Origin of the sequence: Paenibacillus eucommiae (assembly GCF_017874215.1) — a bacterium.
GTDB classification, from domain to species: Bacteria; Bacillota; Bacilli; order Paenibacillales; family NBRC-103111; genus Paenibacillus_AI; species Paenibacillus_AI eucommiae.
Map to the genome: position 1 here is coordinate 1 of NZ_JAGGLB010000011.1, position 23062 is coordinate 23062.

The 23062-nt window shown below is 44.3% G+C and carries 11 protein-coding genes and 1 pseudogene; 3 read left to right on the top strand and 9 right to left on the bottom strand.

All coding sequences use genetic code 11. The annotated features are described in order from the left end of the window. Positions 1-310 precede the first annotated feature (310 nt). The 3 genes from J2Z66_RS16780 to J2Z66_RS16790 form a co-directional block, all read right to left on the bottom strand. Entirely contained in the window at positions 311-1198 is an 888-nt protein-coding gene (locus J2Z66_RS16780) for a carbohydrate ABC transporter permease (protein ID WP_209972606.1), read from the bottom strand. 15 nt (positions 1199-1213) lie between these two features. Continuing rightward, entirely contained in the window at positions 1214-2131 is a 918-nt protein-coding gene (locus tag J2Z66_RS16785; protein ID WP_209972607.1) for an ABC transporter permease, read from the bottom strand. A gap of 197 nt (positions 2132-2328) precedes the next feature. Next, positions 2329-4026, bottom strand: coding sequence for a type 2 periplasmic-binding domain-containing protein (locus J2Z66_RS16790; RefSeq protein ID WP_209972608.1), 1698 nt, complete (start codon positions 4024-4026; stop codon positions 2329-2331). A gap of 192 nt (positions 4027-4218) precedes the next feature. Here J2Z66_RS16790 and J2Z66_RS16795 point away from each other — a divergent pair, with 192 nt between their 5' ends. After that, positions 4219-6522, top strand: coding sequence for a helix-turn-helix domain-containing protein (locus J2Z66_RS16795; protein ID WP_209972609.1), 2304 nt, complete (start codon positions 4219-4221; stop codon positions 6520-6522). Between the two features lie 1344 nt (positions 6523-7866). On the opposite strand, the gene J2Z66_RS16800 is transcribed toward J2Z66_RS16795, so the two are convergent. The 3 genes from J2Z66_RS16800 to J2Z66_RS16810 all read right to left on the bottom strand — a co-directional run bounded on the left by J2Z66_RS16800 (position 7867) and on the right by J2Z66_RS16810 (position 16627). Next, the gene (locus J2Z66_RS16800) at positions 7867-8814 is read right to left on the bottom strand and encodes a carbon-nitrogen hydrolase family protein (RefSeq protein ID WP_209972610.1); all 948 of its coding nucleotides are present in this window, start codon (positions 8812-8814) and stop codon (positions 7867-7869) included. Between the two features lie 43 nt (positions 8815-8857). Further along, positions 8858-11572 (bottom strand): glycoside hydrolase family 38 N-terminal domain-containing protein, encoded by a 2715-nt coding sequence (locus J2Z66_RS16805; protein WP_209972611.1) that lies wholly within the window; start codon positions 11570-11572, stop codon positions 8858-8860. 471 nt (positions 11573-12043) lie between these two features. After that, positions 12044-16627 (bottom strand): DUF4838 domain-containing protein, encoded by a 4584-nt coding sequence (locus tag J2Z66_RS16810; RefSeq protein ID WP_209972612.1) that lies wholly within the window; start codon positions 16625-16627, stop codon positions 12044-12046. Between the two features lie 391 nt (positions 16628-17018). Here J2Z66_RS16810 and J2Z66_RS16815 point away from each other — a divergent pair, with 391 nt between their 5' ends. Beyond that, positions 17019-18422 (top strand): extracellular solute-binding protein, encoded by a 1404-nt coding sequence (locus J2Z66_RS16815; protein WP_209972613.1) that lies wholly within the window; start codon positions 17019-17021, stop codon positions 18420-18422. A gap of 203 nt (positions 18423-18625) precedes the next feature. Here J2Z66_RS16815 and J2Z66_RS16820 read toward each other — a convergent pair whose 3' ends face one another. Then, positions 18626-20539 (bottom strand): right-handed parallel beta-helix repeat-containing protein, encoded by a 1914-nt coding sequence (locus tag J2Z66_RS16820; RefSeq protein ID WP_209972614.1) that lies wholly within the window; start codon positions 20537-20539, stop codon positions 18626-18628. A gap of 444 nt (positions 20540-20983) precedes the next feature. Next, positions 20984-21265 (bottom strand): hypothetical protein, encoded by a 282-nt coding sequence (locus tag J2Z66_RS16825; protein WP_209972615.1) that lies wholly within the window; start codon positions 21263-21265, stop codon positions 20984-20986. 124 nt (positions 21266-21389) lie between these two features. Here J2Z66_RS16825 and J2Z66_RS16830 point away from each other — a divergent pair, with 124 nt between their 5' ends. Beyond that, positions 21390-21626 carry a helix-turn-helix domain-containing protein gene (locus J2Z66_RS16830; protein ID WP_209972616.1) on the top strand — a complete coding sequence of 79 codons (237 nt, stop codon included), beginning with the start codon at positions 21390-21392 and terminating at the stop codon, positions 21624-21626. 71 nt (positions 21627-21697) lie between these two features. Here the strand turns inward: J2Z66_RS16830 and J2Z66_RS16835 are convergent. Further along, positions 21698-22516: pseudogene (locus tag J2Z66_RS16835) on the bottom strand (class I SAM-dependent methyltransferase); the annotation flags it as partial. Between the last annotated feature and the right edge of the window lie 546 nt (positions 22517-23062).

A 23062-nucleotide genomic window follows, 5' to 3' on the forward strand; every position in this document is an offset into this window, starting at 1 on the left:
CCTCCTTGTAGATTTGTTGATTAACTTATTTCACATGATGTACCCTGAATCCTTTTATTTCACCAAAATTTCTTTAAGGTACCTAAGTAGTAACTGAAAAACATCACTAAAACGCTATGGAAGCTAAACTAGGCTAATGAGGCTAAGGTAAGCTAAGGAGAGCTATCTTCGAGACTGTCCCCATCCCCTACGGCATCGAACCAACTCAAGAAGACAAGAGTCAGATGTTACCTTGAATAAACCACATGAAAACCATAATTTCATAGAAGTGGTTTCCATGTGGTTCTATATAGTTTTCATAAGAAGCCAACTACTCTTTTACACTGCCAAGCACAATCCCCTTCATAAAATATCTTTGCAGAAAAGGATATACTAGCAATATAGGAAGAGCGCCAAGCCCAATTTGCGCAGACTTTAAAGTCCGGTCGGAAAGATTGGACAGAATGTTCGCATCGAGTACTGATAAGGCAGCAGAGTCCTGTTTCAGAAGGATAATCGTCTGCAAATAGCTTTGCAGTGGGTAATTATCAGGCGAGTTCATATATATAATCCCATCAAACCAGGAATTCCAATGTCCAACCAGAGAGAACAGAAGCAGAGTCGCAAGTCCCGGTGTTGACAAGGGGATATAAATTTTCCACAGCGTCTTCCAGTGCCCCGCCCCATCAATGAAAGCAGCTTCACTCAATTCCTTAGGCAAATTTCTGAAGAAATTTAACAACAGTACAACACTGAAAACAGGGACTGCATTAGGTATGACAAGCGCCCAAATACTGTTCATCAAGCCCGTCATTTTGATCGTCAAATAGGTAGGAATTAACCCGCCACTAAACAAGATCGTGATCATAAAAAACCACACATACACAGTGCGAAAACGGAAAATGGACACATCCTTGGAAAGTGGGTAAGCAATTAACACCATCATCAGCATCTGCAGGGAACTGCCCAGCACAACCCGCTCCACAGATACCCAAACGGATCGCATAAATGCTTCATTTCGCATTACATAGCGATACGCATCTGTAGTAAATTCAATCGGAAATACTGTGACACGCCCGGAAGAGGCAGCCGTACCCGAACTGAAAGACACTGCTACCATCTGGATAATCGGAAATAAACAAGCAAAAGCCATGAGGGCTAATACGATATAGTTAAAAGAAAGAAACCATTTCCTGCTCCAAGATGCATGTTCAACCATGTGTTGCCTCCTTTCTTAGAAAATACGATAATTCGCAAAACGAAAAGCCAGCCAATAAGAAATGCTGATTAGAATCAGCGAAGTGAAAGACTTAAATAAACCTACAGCCGTAGCTGCACTATATTGCATATCAACAAGACCCATTCTGTACACCATCGTGTCGATAATATCTCCGCTTTCGTAAACTTGCGGACTATACAGCACGAATACCTGATCAAATCCAGCGTTGAGCACCGATCCCATACTTAAAGTGACCATTAAGACGATAACCGGCAGCATGCCTGGTAACGTAATATGCAGCATGCGTTTCCAATGATTCGCTCCGTCAATTGCTGCCGACTCATAGAGGGAAGGATTAATTCCCGTAAGTGCAGCCAAATATACAATCGTACTGAAGCCAAATTCCTTCCAAGTTTCGGAAATAACCAGCGTAAAAGGAAACCACTTATTGTCACCCAGAAAAAAGACAGGCTCAAAGCCCATGGAAGTGATAATCTGATTGACCACTCCTTCAGAAGGCGATAAAAGATCAATTAATATCCCGCCCAAAATAATCCAGGACAGAAAGTGCGGAATATAGACCAGCGTTTGAATTGTCTTCTTAAACCATTGCTTGGCAACCTCGTTTAACAACAGCGCCACAGTGATCGGTGCGATTAAACCGACTACAATTTTTAGAATCGCAATATACAACGTGTTTCCAATGACCTGCTGTGTATCGGGCAAACTGAATAAGTATGAGAAATTGTCCCATCCCACCCATTCAGACCCTGTAATTCCTTTAGTCGGAATAAAGTTTTGAAAGGCCATCACAATGCCGCTCATCGGAAAATAGTTGTAAATCAACACAATAATAACACCTGGCAGCAGCATAAAATGAAGTGGCACTTCCGTTTTGAATCGATTATTCAAGCCATCACCCCCTGGTTCCATGGAAAAGATTGAGGATAAGGTTCGGGAGAGAGGCCGGGAAGAAGCAGCATTTGGACAATGAACCCCCCATTCGCCCCTACTCCCCTCACCCTATTCCCGCATCCTTTCTTTACACTTACTGTTCTATCTTCTATCTGCTATCTTCTAATTGCTATCGTCTATCTTCTTTCTGCAATCATTCATCTGCCAGAGCAGATTTATTTACTTTTTAGCCATTCATTCACTTCTTTAGTGATTTCGTCTCCACCCAGCTTCTTCCACTGTTCCACAAATTTATCGAACTCGTCAGGGGAAGCGCCTTGGATAATTTTCAGGTAAGTCTGATCTCTCAGCTTATCCAGATTGGCTCTTTTTTGTACCATCGCAGGTGTTGGCGTACCGGTAAATTGCGTTGGCATATAGAGATCCTTTTCCAAATAATCGACTGCGATTTTGCCTGTGCCTTCCGGTCCGTCCTGCATATATACGTTCCAGAACTTTTTATCGCCTGCTAAATATTTTTGTATGCCTGCAAAATTATCACGCTGCTCAGGAGTCAAGCCGGAAGTATCCTTGCTTTCACTATTCAGCACTTTCATCTCGGCAAGGTGGTTCGTTGCTCTTTTGGTCTTATAAATCTTCATCGGTGCGTTCATCCAGGAAGCCACATCCGCTTCGCTGTTATAGTTATACTGCTTATACAATTCATCCGAAGTATTATTGTAGAATAAGTCCAACCAAGTCTGCATAAGCGGGAAAATCGCTTCAGGATTAGCCGTACCTTTTTTCACTACCCAGTAGTAGTTATAGATGTTTAAAGGAATTTGCAGCTTCGCCTCTTGATCATCTACAGACGGTACCGCGAAAGGAAGCCACTCGTTGTTCGGCGTTAACTGCTGAAGCGGTGAAGCTGCGCTGCCCATGTTGCCGAAAAACATCCCAATTTTGCCCGAGCCAATATTTTCTTCCACCTTTTGGGGATCCTTCACGCCGAATTCTTTGTCAATCCAGCCATTTTTGTACAAGGTCTGCAATTGTGTGAGCGCCGTTTTCATTTCCGGCTGAATATCACTAAAGACGAGATTGCCCTGAGCATCCTTGATCCAAATATCGCGATAAGCATGATAGCCATTCAGGAATCCAACCAGCGAATTATCGCCCAATTCTTTATTCAAGCCGAAGCCGAAGGTGTCATTCTTATTGTTGCCGTCAGGATCTTTGGTGGCGAAAAGCTCAGCGATCTTAAGCACATCGCTCATCGACTTCGGCGGCTGCAAATCGAACTTCTCATACCAGTCCTTGCGAATCCACAAGATCGGTACACCTTCCTTGGCAACACCTGTCCAAGGTATAGCCATCAGCCGTCCCTTAACCTGCGCCGATTCAAGTACTTCCGCGCCAGCGCTCGCAATGACCTCCTTAATCGTATCCGACGCATATTTATTGTAAATGTCGGTCAGATCTTCAAGCTCGCCAGCATCACTCAGCTGCTTGAACTGGGAGGGCGTTACACCGAGAAAATCGGGCATATCCCCGGATGCGATCATCAGGTTTACTTTTTGCTCGTACTGAGCGAAGGGAACATCCCACAGCGAGTGTATCTCGATGCCATACTTATCTTTAATGTAACGCGTCCATACATTATTGTCCGTCGTATCGCCTGCACCAAATTTAGTGTATGAATAATTAGCCATCACCGTGTTCAGCTTAATAGCCGGTTCATACTTGGCTGGCAGCCCGCCCGAGGCATTATCCACATCCCCTTGCTTCACAGGCGCCTCACTGCTAGGTGCTGCAGATGGCGTCTGAGTCGCAGCCGTTCCTGATTCCTTAGTGCTGCATCCTGCAAGCGCAGTCACCAGCAGCAGAACGAGCGATAAAACGATAACCGATGCATACTTCCCCTTTTTTACCATGTCTCACTTCTCCTTTGTTTTTTCTGTGGAATATTTAAAAATCTTGTGATAATGTAATTGTACTGTTGCGGCATGTAGAGCGATAGACACACTTTCCCGATTAGTTTGCGATTGTTCAGAAACCGAAGAAATGAATATTTTATGGCCTACGGCAAATTGCAGCAGGTGCAGGATTCAGGGGGTTGAGGCGCAATGTGGATGGCAAGACTCATAAACAAGAACACTTTATTTTCCAAGCTTCTGATAAGCTTCTTCATTATTATTATGGTGCTCATTTCCTTCAACTTCTTATCCTTTCTTTTTTTCAAGAACAGCATCAATGAAGAAATTATACACAACAACAGCCTTATATTGAATAAAACCGTAGACAACTACGAGAAACAAATCGCTCTGATCAACAAGAATCTTACCAATTTATATTTTGATGAACGAATCAATCTCCTTAAGACGAGCAAAAATGACAACGTAAATTTCGAAGTCATTCAGCAAGTAAATAACGATCTGGCCACACTGGTCTCTAATGAACTGCTGTATCTGGATAACATTCTGCTCGTATTCAAATCTGCTTCCCATGTACTCGATAAAGACGGAATTATTGATTTCGATAAAATGTTTACTACCTTCTACGTCAGTAATGATTATCCGCAGAGCTTCTGGGAGCAGCAATTTGAAGAGTCTGAGCATCTGAAAGTTTTGCCCGCATCCGAGTTTGCGAAGTACTCTTATGTGAAGGATTTTGTACCTTTCATTCGTGCCATTCCCGTTGTTTTTCATAATGTGATTGATAAGCAAATTTACTTTGTTGCATTTCTGGATGCAAATAAGCTTTTCAACAATTTTAATTATATGACAAATGGCAAGTTTCAAATCCTCGGCACCAAGGGACAGCTTGTGTACGATTCCGATGAAGGCCGTCAAGCGATGACGTTTATTCCAACCGAAACTAAAGAGGGATACCTGAAAAAAGACAATGTGTATTATTTCTACAAAAAATCAGAAGTAACCGGGCTAACCTACATCAATTCGATTCCAAATAAAACAGTTGCATTGAAAATAAATCAGCTAAGCCTGATTCTTGGAGCCCTTCTAGTCTTCTCGGTTATTGCGAGCCTTGCCATCTCTGTGTTTCTGAGCGCCAGGTTCAATCATCCATTTCAGAGAATCATTGAAGCTATCAAGGAACCAAACGGCGGCATGCCGATTCCGACTAATATTCATGAGTTTAAAGTAATTAATGAGAAAATCCAGAGCATCCTCAAGACTAACCACGATGTCCATCTGGATTTGAATAAAAAGAATGTACTATTAAAGCAGTATGGCTATTTGAAAAAAATGAAAAATATCGAGATGAATTTGAGCGAAATACGTGATTTAATCGATACGTCCGAGCCCTTCCATCTCTGTTTATTTCATATCGATTTTACACAGCGCTTTATAATGGAATTCGATTCCCTGGAACGCAGCAAAATAGCGAAGGTGGTACAAATTTTCGCAGGTACGTATACGTCCGAGCATTTTCCCGGCTCCGTTTCCATGAATATGGAGAAGGATTTGCTCTGCACCGTCATTTTCGAAAAAGATTATGATCACATGCTGGACAAATTAACTGCGCTTAAGCAGGTGTTCGACAGAGATAAAGACTTTTACATGTTAACGATTGCTATTCATCCGGCCTTGACGACGTTCGCGGAATTAGATTCTGTGTATAATCAGACGCTTGAGATGGTTCAAGCCAGGATCTTAAATGAAGAAACCCAAATCGTAGCGAGCAGCGACAGGGTCATTGATGTTTCGCTGCAAAATCATTTGCAGGAAACTGAATTTTGGGAGAACTTGCAGCACGGCAATGAGGCCAACTTAATGCAGATCGTGAACCGGACCCTCCAGCACTTTCAGAAAAAAAACGCTTATGCTTATCAGTACCAGCTTTTCGCCAATCAGATTATTGAACGGGTCATTAAAGCGCTCATCGTCAGCAAGCAGGATATCAGCCTCATTCTCAACGAGAATTCGCCTTATGAGCAAATTAAATATTGTCATACTCTTGAGCAATACGAGGCTTTTTTCGCGCAATTCCTTGCAGAAGCCACGACCTTAATTCGTCAAAAACGGGAGTCCAATGACCCCATTGTAACTTTTGTCACCACATACGTAAACAAGCATTATGGCGATGATATTTCACTCGACGTCCTGGCAGATGGGCTCAATCTTTCCAGCGGTTATTTATCCAGCTACTTCAAAGAAAACTTTGGCTACTCCTTCAGCGAATATTTGAACGAGATCCGTATTTCCAAAGCCAAAGAAATGTTAATGGACAGCACCAGCAGCATTCAGCAAATTTCCTTGCAGGTAGGCTACCAAAATGTCAGTTCCTTCATTAGAATGTTTAAACGGATAACCGGCATGCCACCCGGACAGTATAGAAGATCGAGCGTGGATGAGCCGGAAGGGCAGGAAGAGCCAGGTGAGCCGGGGGATGGACTTGATCCTGTGTAAGTGGGAAGCTGCCTTGTATAGCGTCCTTTGATGAGCGTGTTCATAATATCGGTGCGTGGGGAGGGAAAGGTTCTGGGTTGCAGCCGCTGTTAAGTGGCAGGAACCCTCTTTAAATGCGGAAGCTTCCGCTTTACCACCCATAACCTTTCCTTCTCTAGACTTCTATTCGTAGAACAAGCAATGCTCAAATAGGCAGCCCGCAAGGAGTGTCCCCCGAAATGCATACATTCTGCCGCTTCAGAGTGGGCCTGCCTTCTAACTAGGGAAAACCAAGCCTCCATTTGCATGTTAACCTGACAACATTGGGGATTATCCCCCCCAATGTTGTCAGGTTAAGCAACTTCTCAGGCGATACGCCGAGCAACCCGAGCAACCGCACGCGGAGAGCGGACGGATTTCTAACGGACATGGTTGCACCTTAGACGCGTTTTTTTCATCCGTCGCCCATCTAACGGACATCAGCGACTCTTAGCCCGCTCAACAAGGGAAAAATACGCTCCGTTAGGGCTGTAAGAGGCGCCCATGTCTAAGCTTGCCCCACTATGCTTCCAATTTTATGGAAACATCAAATATTGGAAATTAAGTTGATTTTATATAAATAAAAAATATCCAAATGAGCCCAATAATAATAATTTTTCCCTTTTAAACGCACTGGGAACGAACAAAATTACTAAAAACAGCTATGGCTTGCCGCGGACCCCCGACATGAAAGCGGCTCTTTTACAGAAAATAGAGCTGGGGCTCTACGAGGAGAGATCAAATTTCATCATATATTGGTAAAATAGTATATTTTCCGCTCTTGAACAACGCTCATATGGAGCTAATATGAAATCCCATTTTTCTGGAAGCGTTGTGGGTCAAGTTTAGGCGCCCATGTCCGTTAGAATTCCAGCTGGGCTTTTGGGGTGCGCTAAGGAGCGCTGGTGTCCGTTACAGTTACTGGCTTCCCATTCGCGTCTGCTGCCCCTCGTTAACCTGACAACATTGGGGTCCCCCCTCCCCCCAATCTCCATGCTTCGTTAGCGATGAAAAACATCGTTAAAATGAAATCCATACACCTGGTCGTGGAAAAGCATAAGCTTGGGTCGCAAATTTTGGAGTGATGTACGTATTTTGTGCAAAAGTGCAGGGATAAAGCGAGGACCGAGCATGGACTATGCATGGGCTGTACATAGGCTGTGCATGGACTGTACATGGGCTGTAACACGGGCTGTACATGGGCTGAGTATGAAATTCGGCATGAAGATAGTCATATGACTGCGAGGAATTGTGGTCAGAATTTTCTGAAATGATCAAACAGCCTGTTGAGCTTTCTCAACAGGTTATTTGATCATTTAGTTACTATTAGGCTTCGATAAAGTCACCATTTTGATGATACGCCAAAGACCTTGCCATGTAGTCATCAAGACGTTCCAATCCAAATTCCCGGACGAGATCGTCTGAAGTACATGCGTCCGTTTCACTCGATACGAGTACTGAACCCAGGTATCCAGGATCACTAATTTTTACTTTTTTTCCATACTTTTGCTTCATTGCATTGAGCCGCGGCCTGTTCTGATCGAGATGAACAACGACACAATCCAGATTGACCGTTTCGCTCACAAAATCATAATAACTGGACGTAGTCGCTGCAAGCTCCCCTACCGGAGAAACGATCGAACTCGGCAAACCTCCAGAAATCGCTCCAACCAAATGCGCACGACATGAAAAGGCCCAATACTGCTGCATAAAACTGCCGTGAAACATGGAAGGGAACAGAATCAGATCCGGCCTCTTCTCCACATATTTCAGTCTTAATGGATCAAAATTCAAGTCAAAACAGATGGCACAAGCCACTGTGCCGAAATCGCACTCCATAATTGGGGCTTCTTTCCCGCACTGCACCTTATCTGATTCCATTTCAATAATAACAGGATGATTCTTATTGTAGGTCCCTACAACTACTCCGCTGCGGTCAATAAGCCTCACGGAATTGCGCCAGGAGCCATCCTCCATTGTGCGGATCGAGGGATAAGCAATGTAGCAGTGATGCTGCTGCGCAATTCCGGCTAGCAGGTTCAGGATACGGTCACCGCGCTGCAGATAGTACTCACGCAATCTCTCAGCCGATAACCCGGAGGGCATGTCGCAGCATTCGGGTAAAACAATTAAATCCGGCTCATCCGGCAGCACCTGATTGATTTTATGTTCCAGATAATGACCTACCTGCTGGATCATTGGCTCCCATTCACTGTCTGGGTCGACCAGACAGTAATGGAAATTGAACGTACTGATGGTTACTTTGCGAGCCATCTGCAGCCCCTCCTTTTTCTAATAAGAAGCCTTAATGCTAGCCCTAATGCTCAAGCTTTATACGGAAGGTTTGAATCTTCCATTTCTCAAGGTGGATATCAAATCCATCCGGATCGTGAGCAATCTCTTTTACAGCTTCCTCGTACAAATTCGTTTCGGTCACATTCTTGATTGTTTTAAAGCTAGAGAACCGCGCAAACGAAGCTTGCTCAGACAAATTATAGCAGCGTACAATCAATTCTCCACCCTTGTTATCTTCCGGACGCTTTAAGATACTGAGACAAATGTCCGATTCTGACAACTGGAAGTAACTAATAGGCTCCGCCGGTACGAAAGCTTCATCAACTTTGACGGATGAGCTGTACACATCAGCCTGCAGATGCTCCTGTAGCCTGGTAAGATCGGCATATGAAGTGGAAGCATCCATGACAGCAAGCGCATATTTGAAGCTTAACGGTCCGATAATCTGACCGCCATCTTCGCCATTGGTCAAATAGGTTTTCTGGAACGAACGATACAGAGTAATATGAAGAGAACCGTTCTGGTCATCTGGCGCCGCACACTCGTGAAGCCCATAGGCGGATACAAAAGCAAGACCCGTTCCACTTACTCCGGCTTCCGCACCAGCTTCTATCCCGCCTGATCCCATTACACCCTCAAACCTTTTGCCCACAATTCCGTTCATTTGCTTCTCAGGCACGTCGCGTTCCTTCCAGCTCTGCGTTTCCGTTCGAAGCCCTGTCTTACGTTCAACAAAGGCAAACTGCTGATTGACGAAATAGGAAGTGGACAATATCCCGGTCGGAATGACTAAGCGCAGGCGATGATCCCGTGCTTGATTGTCGATGGCAGTTTCCACATCAACGTAATGTGCCCCCTGTGAAAGACCGATCCGGGAGCGGATGACCAGCTTGACCTGCTCATTCGAACGTCTGAGACCATGCACCTGCTGTTCCATGTACTTGGGAATCTTGATTTCATGTGTAATTTGAAACACAGTACGGACAGGTCCGTTTTCAATTGTTTCTATGGTACAGTCAGCACCTCTGCTGCTGATAATCCGATCTTCCACGGGACTCGCGTGGTACCAGCCATCTCCTATTTCGCCATTATCCAAATAACTCAACAAGTTATCATAGCGTATGCCGCTTTGTTTATCAGTTACCATGATTGTACCATTATCGTTGATCACAAGCTTCACGTATTCGTTCTCCGCTTCCCTATCAGTGCGGGATAAACGATCTAAATAGCGGGAAGGCTCTTTGGAAGGCACTACCTTATAAACCGCAGTCCCCATAGCCGGAAGTTCGACTTCCAGAGAAATGGTATGACGATCAACAACTTTAGTTGCTTTCTCATGATCCTTTATATTGTAATTTTTCTTAATTTGAATGAGTCCATAAGGTATTTTTTTGCCTTGATAATCATAAATTTTAAAGCTGTTTTTCAACTCGTAACCAAAAGGCTCCTGGAACTGCGCCGAATACCCGGGATCGAAATCGATGTCCAGCGTCACAACGCACCGTCGCGGAAAGAACAGCGGATTCCATAAGGAGAGTACTCTTGTGCCGTCACTTTCTTTTGATTCAAGCCTTTTAATTTCCTTGTTGAGGAAGCTTTCTGTTACCAGTCTTGCGATCTCCTTGGACTGGTCGAACCGATACTGCATGTCTTGATGCACCTTGTCAATCGAGCAGCCGCAAATCGAGTCATGAGGATGATTCTTTATTAAATATTTATAGGCTAAAGGAATATAAGTATGCGGTATGGGATAGCCAGTAAGATCAGACAAAGCAGCAATAGGCTCCGCCCACTTTTCCAATAAAACCTGGCATTCATCATTGGCCTGCTTCAGCGGATAACGGCTGGATAACGTATGCGTGATCAGGTAATTCGATCCTGGATTTTTGCCGGGTTCATTCAGCTCACCTTGCCGCACCGGCATTTGGTCTCTGAAGCTTTCGAGCTGTCTGCCCATTTGCTCCAAATTCGTATGCCTGATTTCCGCCTCGGGATAAAGCTCACGAATCATCTTCAGATAATCTCCCGTATTAGGGCGAATCCGCGCATGGTCCTGGCAATCCATAAGCAGGATGACAGGGATTGGGCTCCGGGTCATTTCGAGATCAATCGCTTTTCGGATCGATTCCTTCGTATCCTCAGGGGATAAATGCTTATTTTCCGCATTCAACAAGACAACCAAGAAGGCTCCGTATGAGCTATGATCCTGCAGCTTGAACGTCAGACATTCACTTCCATCCGGTGAGCTCCAGCGAAAATGCGCCGGTACATCCTGCTCGTTTAGGCCTCTGCCCAGCAAAGCATATGGAATATCAAAGCCGTTAAAAATTTGCGGCATCTGGGCAATATGTCCGAAAATATCGCAAACAAATCCATACTTCCACGGCTCAGTCCCCCACTCCTTGGAAATGTGGCGCCCAATCAGCAAATTACGGATCAAACTTTCTCCCGAAACAAGAAACTCATCAGGCATCACATACCACGGACCTATCACTACCCGTCCTTCTTGAATCAACCGGGCAAGCTGCTCCTTTTTCTCAGGTGCAATCTCGATGAAATCCTCCAGCACGATCGTTTGCCCGTCCAGATGAAACGTTTGAAAATCCGCCTGCTTCTCCATGACCTCAATCATTTCATTCATCATTTCAACTAACCGGAATCGGAAGCCTTGGAAGGATTCATACCACTCCCGGTCCCAATGCGTACTTGAATAATAATAAATCGTCGGCTTAGACAATGACCTAGACACCTCCATATTTCACTTCCATAATTTCATCATAACCTAGTTTCGATAAAATCAAAGAGCCAATTTTCCAGATTCTTAACTTTTCAAAATTTTTCCGTAAATCAGCATATTACCGGATGAACTGCATACTCCTTACAACCTTCTTACAACCTCAGGGTATTATCGGTGACACTTAAGAAAACGCCTTGCCGTGCGCGTCCTTTGAGGTGTGTGTTCGTGATGTTGGTGCATGGAGGGAGGGAATGGCTGTGGGCCCAGCCGCTGTTAAAGATTTGTTCCCTTAAGTGGTATACATGAGGAGGTCGGAACAAATCTTTAAAGGCGGACACTACCGCTCTTCCTCCTCATCATTAAAGTGATGGAGTGACCTGGAACACTTCATTTAACGATGAAAATCATCGTTAAATGAAGCACACGCTCGTTTCGGGGATCGCTGTGGGTTCCAGCTTTATCAATACCGCATTAATTAAGCTGATAAAAATCAACATCATCAAGATAAAGCTCGGTCTCCTCCTCCAGATTACTGACTATCGCTACGACAAACGCACTACTAACCGCGATACCATTAATTTTCTCGGGAATGATTCCCGCCATGTCAATGGTAACCCATTCGCTTGCTGCGGACGAAACTGCTGTGAGATTCGAACGAATAATACTTCCTAGCTCATTTCCACCCGCATCTTTCAGGTTAATCGCGAGTTGGATTGTCCCCGCCGTCGTCGGCGTGCCTGCCGGTACACGAAAGTGTGCCCGCATTGCATAAGGTCCCACTTTAGGTGAAATCACCTGGAATGGCCCGCCAGTATATAATCCCTTGATTAACAAGCTGGCATTTCCGGAATAGGCTGTTCCCTCATGACGCTCCATAGTCCCTCTTTCCTCGATCCAGCCTAGTGACCAGGGTGAAACATCAGTCACAGTGCCCGTTTCAAAAGAAGCATTATCCATTACAGGCGCTGCCCCATCCAGGATACTGAGCAGCAGACGGGCATATTCCCTCGATTCGGAAGACTCTGTTCCTTCCGCCAGTTCGGTAATCTGCTCATATCGCTCCCCAGTTGACCCGTTCTGGACAACCTCATCCAACAGGCTCCAGAACGTCTGGCCAGTCACTTGGATCTGCGGTGAAGACGTAGACAATTGATAAAAATCAACATCATCGAGATAAAGCTCGGTTTCCTCCTCCAGATTGCTGACAACGACTACGACTAACGCAGTACTCACTGTGATACCATTGATTTGCTCCGGAACGATGCCTGCCATGTCGACTGTAACCCATCCGTTAGCTGCAACCGATACCGGTTTGAAATTCGAGCGCATAATAGTACCCAGCTCATTTCCACCCGCATCTCTCAGATTGACCGCCAGTTGTATCGTCCCTGCTGTAGTTGGAGTTGCCCCCGGTACATAGAAGTGTGCCCGCAGCGCAAAAGGTCCTGCTTCAGGCGAAATCAGCTGGAAGGGTCCGCCGCCATTCAATCCCTTGATTAACAAACTGGCATTTCCGGAATGGGCCGTTCCCTCATGACGTTTCATTGCGCCGCTTCCCTCAATCCAGCCTAGCTGCCAAGGTGCAACATTAGTCAAATTACCCGTTTCAAAAGAAGCATTATCCATAACAGGCTCTGCTCCATCTGTGATACTAAGCAGCAGACGGGCATATTCCCGCACTTCCGAAGGCTCCGTGCTTTCTGCCAGCTCGGTTATCTGATTACGAACTGGTCCTCCACTTGTTCCCTCTCCGGCAACGGCATCAGCCAATTTCCAAAACTTCTGCTTGGAGATAACATCATCGTTCTGGTACATCATTACATCATCGATATACAAATTTGTACCGTCAGTAATATCATTAACGATAACAACAACTAGAATCTGCTTCACTTCTGAGCCCTTCAAGGAAACAGGAATGTCTTCCAGCAGTTCAATGCTGGACCAATTGCCTGCTGTAGCAGTAATTGATTTTTGTTCGGAGCGCACCTCCCCGAGTGCCCTCCCCTGGGCATCTTGCATAATAAATGCCAATTGAACCGATCCGTTCGTCTCCGTTCCGGGAGGAGTGAAATAATAGGTCCGGAATGCTGTAGGACCAGGCTTCACAGAAACAACCATAGCAGGTCCGCCTTCATCGAGTCCGCTAACTTTCAAACTCGCATTGCCAGTATGTGCGATCCCTTCCACTCGCTCCATTTTCCCTGTCGTCTGAATCCAATAAGACCATGGAGGAGACGTTGTTGATCCATCTTCAAATGAATAATTCGGAATAAGCGGGTATTCTTCTGCTTTGGCCTCTTTTAACAAACGGGCAAATTCTCGTAATGGAGACGAATTAACGCTTGCGGCAAGTTCATTCACCTTTTGGGTCAAACCGCCTCCTCCCGCTTCTCCCTTCATATAATCTACAAGATTCCAGAAGTCGGATTTATTCCAACCGGACCAATAGTAGGGTGGGAGAATATCAATTAGAACAGGATTGTCTTTAAATTGCTCCAGCAGATCATAACGTTTTTGCGCCATGAGCATTTTCGTTTCAATCGTAGTTCCCACATGGTCAAGCAAGGCGACTGCTTCACTAACGTTTGACGGCGGCGTATTCTCCCGAGCATAACTCAGTGCCGAGGCTTCATAATATTCGAACGCTTGCAGCAGCAGGTTTGCCCGTGCTTTTTGCTTGTTTGTTTCGGCCTTGGCCACCACCGACTCAAGCAATCTCCTGCTTTCAGCAATATCTTCATCCGTTACTGCATTCAGATAAGACAAATCCTGAAACGGCATAAAAGTTCGTCCTTTGGCGACATTAAACCATTTGGATGTTTTCATTCGCTCAGTCCAGATTTGTTCCCATAACGCATAATACGCCTTGAGATCTGCAGCCGCTATCTCGCCTACAGCCCCTGAGTACCACTCATCAAGTAGAACATTAACATCTAGATTCGGGTTCCAGAGAAGCTTTGAAGTAACCCACGGTTTAGGACCGTCTCCCCAATTGCTATACATTTCCATGTAAATGGAACTTACCTGATGCTCATATGCATATTGATAATTCTCGGCCATCAGATGCTGATACATGCGCGGCACCACGTAGAAGGTTCCATACGTATAATCATACCATCCTATTTCATTGGCCACTGCATTCCATTGTTCCATTTGACTATGTCCTTCTTCTTTCGTTTCGTCGTCAATCCATGCCATCCGATCCTTCGTAATAAAGGGAATGACGCGCGAATTCAGCGCGAAAGAAGGTGGATCCATCACTTCTTGGTAGGCAAGCAAACCAAACCATTTGTCCTGATGAACACTCAATACCTCTGCGACGACTTGATTCACCCAGTTATAGTAAATATCCGACATGTCCAAAAGGCCAATAGAGTTAAACTTGTTCGGAAAGTTGGGATGGGCCGGATTTGCTTCACAGAACCCCCCTACATCATTTACGCTTAACGAGTAAGAAGTTTTATTCGGATTCTCGTTAAAATATTGAATGATCGATTCCGAGGCAGCTTGAACGGTTCCATCAGCAGTAAAGCAAGGCTGCCAACCCGTAGTAACATTCGGTGCAGGAGGAGTATTATTAGGATAATATTCCGGATTTGAGACGCCATATTTTTCGGGTGAGAATAGAATATGCAGATTGTGCATTAAATCGAGAGGAGCATTATAATCTCCTTGTACGCGATTCCTTTGTGCCCACTCATATTGCAGTGGCAGCCTACCGCCTTCACCGGGCTGCTCGACTAGCGGGCTTATCATGCGGAATTTAAACGCCGGCTGTTCCAAGACGTCCTCTCTCGGAATACTGAGGTTGGCAGTTTCCGGTACGTCCTCCCCGTCCTCCCCAGGCATGAGCCAACGTACACCTACGTATCGTTCCAGGAAATCAAAGACTCCGTTCTGCGTCCCCCATACGGTCGGACCAGCAATAATCATTGAATTGCCGTGCATATGGATGATAAATCCATCGCCTCTCAATCCCTGCATCAAACTGTCGATGTGCTCATCTGGGAAAGAATCGTTCAGGTCAATGTAAATCCGAACCAAATCATTGGCAGAATTCGTCGCAGCAAAATCCACTGCATTCATAATCGGCAGGATGGCTCCCGTAGACTTATTCACATAATCAGCAAGCGTATTAGCAGCTTTGAGTATTTGGCTTTCCGCTTCAGCATCGACGATAATCACTGCATTAGCCTGACCATTGTGGACGATGGCTGCATTGGGCGTCGGTGTCGGTGTTGCGGTCGGTGTTTCAGTCGGCGTCGGTGTACCCGTTGTCACTACCGGCGTAGGCTTTGGAGTAGTTGTAGCTGTAGGGGTTACTGTCGGGGTTGGCCCGTTATCCCCCTTTGTTATTTTACTTGCTTGCTCCAAATATTTGCTGAAGTTCTCCTTATATTCATAGGCAAGTCTGGCTGCCGCCTGACGTTCTACAAATTTATGGGGATCAAAGCGCAGCGATCCGTCCGGATTCGCGATGCCCCCAATAAATCCGATGCGAAAGGCAAAAGATACGTAGGGTTTCGCCCAGCCGGAAATACGGGCCGCATCCGTAAATTCCACATCAGATTGCAACCGCTTAGCGTCCTCCTCTAAACCGAATGCACGAATAAAGAAAATGATAAGTTCTTCTCTCGTTACATTCGCGTTCGGGGAAAACATCGATTCTGAAGTTCCCTGCGTAATGCCGGAACCCACAAGCGCTCCGATATAACCGCGATACCAGCTAGCTTCAGCCACATCGTCAAAGCGGCTGGCTGCTTCCGGCTGTTCCTTAAGCCCCAGCAAGATCGTCATGACCTTGGCCAGTTCGCCTCGCGTCATCGGCTTATCCGGTGCAAAAGTTCCGTCCTCGAAGCCGGAAATAATACCGGCATCAACCAATCTTTCAATCTCGCTTTTGGCATAAGATGAACCGATATCCTTCAACACCGTCCTTCCGTAAGCCACATCAGCGTTCATCGGGCCTTGGATCGACAATACTGAAAAAACTAAAGTGACGATTAACAACTTCGCCACCATTCCGGGCAAATTTCTGATGCCTCTGAACATCATTCAAATCAACCTCCATATAAATAATATCTTAGATAAATGCGGAACAATATGTACCATATACCTCTAGGTAATCTTGCCTCCTCTTCCCCAGTTTCCATTCCTTTGCGCTAATACGATTCAAAACCCACTCAACAATTAGTTTTTAATGTACAACTACTTCCCAATACATACAATAAACAATATATAAAGCGCTGTCAATAACTTTTATACAGTAGAAATAAAGTAATACTAAGGAGTGTTTGGTCCATTCAAGTATCCAATCGTCTTCCGGATATTGTTTTGTAGTATTTATTTATTAAGAGTATACTAATAGTTATATTTCTTGTTATAGTTATGCAGTAGATAAAATCTACTAATTTGAAACACATTCTTTAAGGGGGTAGGCTTCTCGATGAAAGAGAAACCAAGCCGTAAAACATTTCGCTCCCGATTAGACGAAATGGTATATCAACTACGAGCCGATATCATGAATGGAGCATTGAAGCCTGGTGAATATTTACCTTCAGAATCATCCCTGGTGGAACAATACCATTTAAGCAATAAAACCGTACGTAAAGGTCTGGAGCAGCTTGTTGAAGAAGGACTGATCGTGAAAATCCACAGGATTGGAAGCATGGTTACAGAAGCAGCTCAACGGACAGTAACAACGATTACTTTAGGCTGCACTTATTCAATCGAAAGAGACCTCGAGCTAAACTTACTGCTATCGGATTTCCACACTGAATATCCTTCGATTCGCGTAAAGACAGTTATGAACACATCCGATAACGCCTTATCCTTTGGCGATTATATAGAAAGAGGAATTATCGATGTTTTTACAATGAACCAACTGGATTTCCAGGAGTTTCTGGAGAAGGGTGCCATTGAGACATTGGAGCCGCTGTCGGTAAATGAGGACATCTATCCTTTTTTAACAAATTCTTTTTCACATAACGGAATCCTTTACGTACAACCTCTAATCTTCTCGCCCATCGTGCTTTGCTACAATACAGAGCATTTTCGCGAAGCAGGTCTACCAGAGCCGGACGGCAGCTGGACTTGGGACGACGTTGTTCGAACTGCCTCGCTTCTGAGCGGGAATAATCAACGATATGGCCTCTATTTCCATCTGCTTTCTGAAAATAGGTGGCCTGCATTTTTGCTGCAGAGCGGAATGAAATTCGAATGGGATGACCATGGCAATTGCGATATCAGCGGTTCTAAAATGCTTGAGAGCATCAATTTATGTAAACAATTAATTCACAACAAAGAAATTTTTCCCCAATACTTATCAGAGGGAAGCCACGATGCTACAAGATGGTTTCTTCAGGAGAAATTCTCCATGTTCCTCACTAATTACATGACGATAAACGAATATAAGCATACGAATCTGCCTTACGATATCTCACCTCTTCCATATATAGAAGATCCAAAAACGTTAACAGTCGTTGTAGGGATGGCGCTTAATAAACATTCCAAAGAAAAGGAGGCAGCAAAACTACTGATCCATTTCTTATCTTCGCGCAGAGCGCAGCAACAGATTCTGAAACAAACACTTAGCATCCCTAGCGTAAAGGCTATTGCCGAATCAGAAATTAAGGATGATCCGTTGAATCGCCCCTCCCGCTTCCCTTTGTTTCGGGAGATTCTTGGAACGATGCGATTTCATCGGGATCTGAACATCACGGTCAGTACTTTTCATACAGTCAGGGATTTGTTGAAAATGTACTGGTCCGATATGATTGACGAAGAGACATTATGCAAGCGAATATACAACGAACTCCCCCCAGAAGCCGCGGCGATCGCCAGGAACTAACATGTTCACAAGAAGCGTGCAGCAATTCCCCTCCGCCATATAGAAATGCGGAGAGGGAATTAGCTCTTCCATCTCATACTCCTCCAATCCACATCCTACTGTATAACTCCTACAAAATGATTAAAAAACAGATAAAATCAGGAAATCAACTGTATTTCTACTTCCATCCCCGTTATTTCACTCTCCTTGTACCCTCAAAATCATCATATATTGGAAACCTCTGTTAAATTACCCTCTTGTAAGGTATGCAAATCCGTTGCTACAATCTGGTGAATACCGTTGGTCAGGTTATCCCGAAGAATGGAAGTTTGGGTCGTCAAAAATAAACCAAGAGCTTTCGATGTCCTGCTCGGAACATGAAACACATTGCCTGAAATGACAGCCGACTCTACTCCGTTAGCATACAATGCAGGATTTGAGTTGTCGCCTGTTTTTTCCAATACGTTTCCTTGAATCATACAGCCTATGGGGTTCGATGCGTATGACAAATCTAAACAGCTCCCCGTAGTTGCCTTAACACGATTGTGGCAGAATCGCACTCGTTTATAGAATTGGGTTGTAGCATTGGCAAACACGACACCCGTCTCTCCGCTGAGGTCATTTCCTTCGATCAAAATCTCAGTTGAACCCCATACAGCGATCGCAGACTTGGTTGCAATTACATCATTATTATTTACAATCATTTTGCCAGAATCACAAACGATCCCATTATAAAAGCCATGTACTGTATTGCCTTGTAGAATAGCCCTTTTACTGCTATCAGGTGAACAATATATACCGCTGCTTGGGTAATTCCCCGCATCGGTCTGCACAATCAGATTTCCTCTTACCTGAACCGCTCCGTCACTTGCAGATGAACTATAGATGTAAATGCCGTTGCCTTTATTGTACGTAAGCCTGTTTCCTTCGATAATGACATTACCCGACCTGCTGTTAATCAGTATGGCAAAACCGTTGACGTAGCTCCCAGACTGATATACAGGAAGCATATCGATGCATTCATTGTTAGCAATCACCACATCTGTGGTCAGACAAGCATCGTCCGTAGAATTTGTTACTGTATACGATTCTGTCTTGATAAAATAGGTACTGTTACGCGCTACATTATTTGAAACCACACACCCCCGAACACCTTGACTTACATCAATACAGAAACCACCTGCATTAATCCCTTCACCTGCCCACACCCCGTCAAAAAAGTTTCCTGTCACAATAGCATCTCTGGCATTTGTCACCACGACAGCATGGCCGCCAATTGTTTTGAATGTACATCCGCGAATCTTAATCTTATTGTTTTTCTTGGAGTTTACATCCAGAGCGATTTGTCTTCCACAGCAAATGGCTATATCGTCCTGACTCTCGAATTTACAATTAATAATGGAGATATCGCTGACGGAATGATCTTGAAGCGGATCGATGATAATCCCTCCATCCCCTCCATAGAAGTGGATGCCCTCAATAGTAATTCCAACAACGTCTCGCAACGCCAAAAAGTAACCCTGAAGGTCAGTACCCGGCGTGAAGTATTGCAGCACGGTTTTGCCGGGAACCCCACGAACACTGCATTTCGGCTTAAATAAACTCCCTCTGTGATTGGAATCCTGGTGTTCCCCGGCAGGAGCTTTAGGCGCAACGATGTAAGTATAGGGTCCTAACTCAACCGGAAGAGCTGCAGCAAACATTTGGACAAATACTTGGGTATCATCCGCCCCTCCACACACCGATCCGAACATTTCGGGAGTGACGCACACGACATTTTGCCTGATCCAGCGCCCGGTTGTAATTCCCGTTACTTTGAAAACAGTTCCTCCGTTGTCAGCTATCGTGCTTGCGGAGGACCAAATAAAACATCCACCGCCAACAGGCCCCCGTGGGTCAGTCGCCCATGTATTATAGTAACTGACTACCTCAATGAGCTGGCCGTCATACTCCCCTCCTGTTGCACGCAATGTCGCAATATCAGCGATTCTTTCTACTGCATTACCTATACTCGCCTCCGCCGTGCGCGGCTGCAAAGTACTTGCCGCAACACCCAGACCGGCAGCAGCTAAACCAGCGACACCCATTAGAGAAACAAACTTCCTTCTTGATAAGTTGCGATCTTCTTCATTCGACATACCCACCACGCTCCTTAATTTTTTTGCTCCATCACTGCTCGGTATTACCCAAGAAACATTTTGAAAGCGTAAACATTTTATTGTATTGAATTTGTCAGCATTCACCCCCTATGGTTTAAGCCTGCAAAAAGTTGTGCTGCACGATTTATTGTACTTAATTCACAAGGTAAAGCGATATTACCACTTCACCTTCTTATGTACATTTCCCCGGAATCCGAAAAAAAGAACATTATCTGATGAAAGGTACAATCCACATTTTTCCTATAAATATCAAATAAAAAAACCTATTGCCCTCTCGAAAGGCGCTAGGTTTTTGCTTCTCATTACTATTTTTAAAGTTAATCATCTTTTTTATTGTTCAAGCTGCCCTCTCTTCTGTCACTCGTCTTTTTTCTTATTTTATCAATATCTTTTTGAATTTTTTTTGTTTTATTTTTTGATGCATCATCTCACATTCTCTTTGCTGTCTTTATACTTTATCCATTTTATTTTATTAGCCAGAACACCCTTCTCCAATTTTAAATGGAGCAGTTCTGTCTGCAGATCTTGTTCAATAACATGTATTGCGGAAACTATATCCTCAACTGTAAGTATGTGCGTAGAATCATTTTTATTTGAAATATAATCTAGAATTACAGATACACAATCTTCACAAACTCTGATTCTCTGAACCAAAGTATCTTCTTCCAAAGCCAGATTTTCGTATGTCACCATAACATCATCCATTCTATTCACACTCCATTCAAAAAATTTGAATAATTACGCATTAGCGTACCAATCCTAATTTCATTATATGGTACGTTAATGCGTATAGTCAATGATTAAGTCTGAATGATGAAGGTGATTTCCTATGTCAAAAAAGGTAGTAATTAAAATCTCCGAATTAACGAAAAACAAAAAGATTACTTTGCGGGAGTTATCCAGATTAGCAGATGTGCGTCATGCTGCTTTAAGTGAACTCTCAAACGGGAAAAGAGAAAATATAAATTTTAGCCATATCGAAAAAATCGCTGAGGCTTTAAATATTTCCGATATTAGGGATATTATTGATCTGATTGAAATTCAAGATGATCACGATCCCATTTGAAGTAAGCTGCTAATCGTATACGGATGATATGGATGAGCGGCTTCACGTTATCTAACTCAAGAAGCTCACCCTCACTTCTTTTTACCAATATATAAAAGATGGGATGAAATCCCCAAAATCGAAGGCTCTGCTGCTGTTTGAATAATGAATTGATTCAACTTTTCGTTTTCTTCCTCTCCTTGTTCCGCCCAGTATTCTTTTTGCTCCTTAGTCATTAGTAAGCCAACACCGCTTGAACCGATCAAATCGATAGTTTCAAACCCGTTGCTTTCCATAAATGGCTTAATCCCCTCCACCTCAAAATAATAAGCGCCCGTAAATCTACCCTCATCACTATGGTTGAAAATGCCGGTTTCATAAAAATGATGAATCGCCTCCATATGATCATTAGGTTTCCAAAACTGGGGATGTTGGATAGACGTGAGCAGCATCCTCAACCTCGTTTGAAAAGCGGCAAAAACAATACCGTTCTTTTTTGTTACCCGATACAACTCTTTAACTGCGGCCATCCGTTCCTCTTCTTGTTGCAAATGATATAAGGGGCCAAGCATCAGGGAGGCGTCATAGCTCTCATCCGGGATTCCGTCTAAATGCGTGGCATTTAAAACATGAAATCCATTAAAGCGCTCCTCCAGCCCTAATTCAGCAGCCTTCTCCCTCGCAGTTTCAACCAATTTAGGTGTTAGATCAGATAGAGTCACCTCGTATCCCAGCTTCGCCAGCTCCATCGCATATTTCCCGGGTCCCGCACCATTGTCTAATACTTTGCCGGATTGGGGTAAATATTTGTTCATATAATGCCAATTAATCGTGAACTCCAAGGGTTCTCGTTCCAGCCTTCCCCATTCATCAAAACGGGAATAATAGTCAATGACATTGTTCATTCCATCGCACCTGCCTTTAAGATTATTGTATAAAAAAAGAAAATAACCCTACCGCCTCTAAGAGGCGATAGGGTTTACCTTCGCGGTACCACTCTTTTTGATCCGAATGCTATAAGCAGACGAATACCTTGGGACCCGGTTACGGAGGTTAACCGTTAGGAGCTACACATCCAGATCCAGATTTATAAAATCTAATCTATGATTTTCGATCCTACCACTTATGGGCGAGCCTGAGGGAACTATTGGCTGCCTTGCACCAACCGGCAGTTCTCTGGACAATAGCGGTCCCTTATTACTCCCAATCCTTGCGTTTATGGATATAAAGTTCGCATTCATAATTTTCATTAGTATACATTTCCATATACTTCCTGTCAATATACCATGCTCATTTTACAGTTGACACCTCCCCAAAAGTGGGGATCGAATGAATCGGATAAATAGCGTGCAAAGGCGCTGGGGATGAAGAGCTGAGAAGAGCTGCTACTTTAGCGATGTTTTTCATCACTAAATGCACGGGATCATCTCCACAACCTTACTTTAACAATGAAAAAC

What these genes read in the sequence shown, in the direction of transcription:
- J2Z66_RS16830 (WP_209972616.1), top strand. Translation starts at nt 21,390, where the DNA reads ATGTCAAAAAAGGTAGTAATTAAAATCTCCGAATTAACGAAAAACAAA.
- J2Z66_RS16790 (WP_209972608.1), bottom strand. Translation starts at nt 4,026, where the DNA reads ATGGTAAAAAAGGGGAAGTATGCATCGGTTATCGTTTTATCGCTCGTT.
- J2Z66_RS16780 (WP_209972606.1), bottom strand. Translation starts at nt 1,198, where the DNA reads ATGGTTGAACATGCATCTTGGAGCAGGAAATGGTTTCTTTCTTTTAAC.
- J2Z66_RS16815 (WP_209972613.1), top strand. Translation starts at nt 17,019, where the DNA reads ATGAAAGAGAAACCAAGCCGTAAAACATTTCGCTCCCGATTAGACGAA.
- J2Z66_RS16795 (WP_209972609.1), top strand. Translation starts at nt 4,219, where the DNA reads ATGTGGATGGCAAGACTCATAAACAAGAACACTTTATTTTCCAAGCTT.
- J2Z66_RS16825 (WP_209972615.1), bottom strand. Translation starts at nt 21,265, where the DNA reads ATGGATGATGTTATGGTGACATACGAAAATCTGGCTTTGGAAGAAGAT.
- J2Z66_RS16800 (WP_209972610.1), bottom strand. Translation starts at nt 8,814, where the DNA reads ATGGCTCGCAAAGTAACCATCAGTACGTTCAATTTCCATTACTGTCTG.
- J2Z66_RS16785 (WP_209972607.1), bottom strand. Translation starts at nt 2,131, where the DNA reads ATGGAACCAGGGGGTGATGGCTTGAATAATCGATTCAAAACGGAAGTG.
- J2Z66_RS16810 (WP_209972612.1), bottom strand. Translation starts at nt 16,627, where the DNA reads ATGATGTTCAGAGGCATCAGAAATTTGCCCGGAATGGTGGCGAAGTTG.
- J2Z66_RS16820 (WP_209972614.1), bottom strand. Translation starts at nt 20,539, where the DNA reads ATGTCGAATGAAGAAGATCGCAACTTATCAAGAAGGAAGTTTGTTTCT.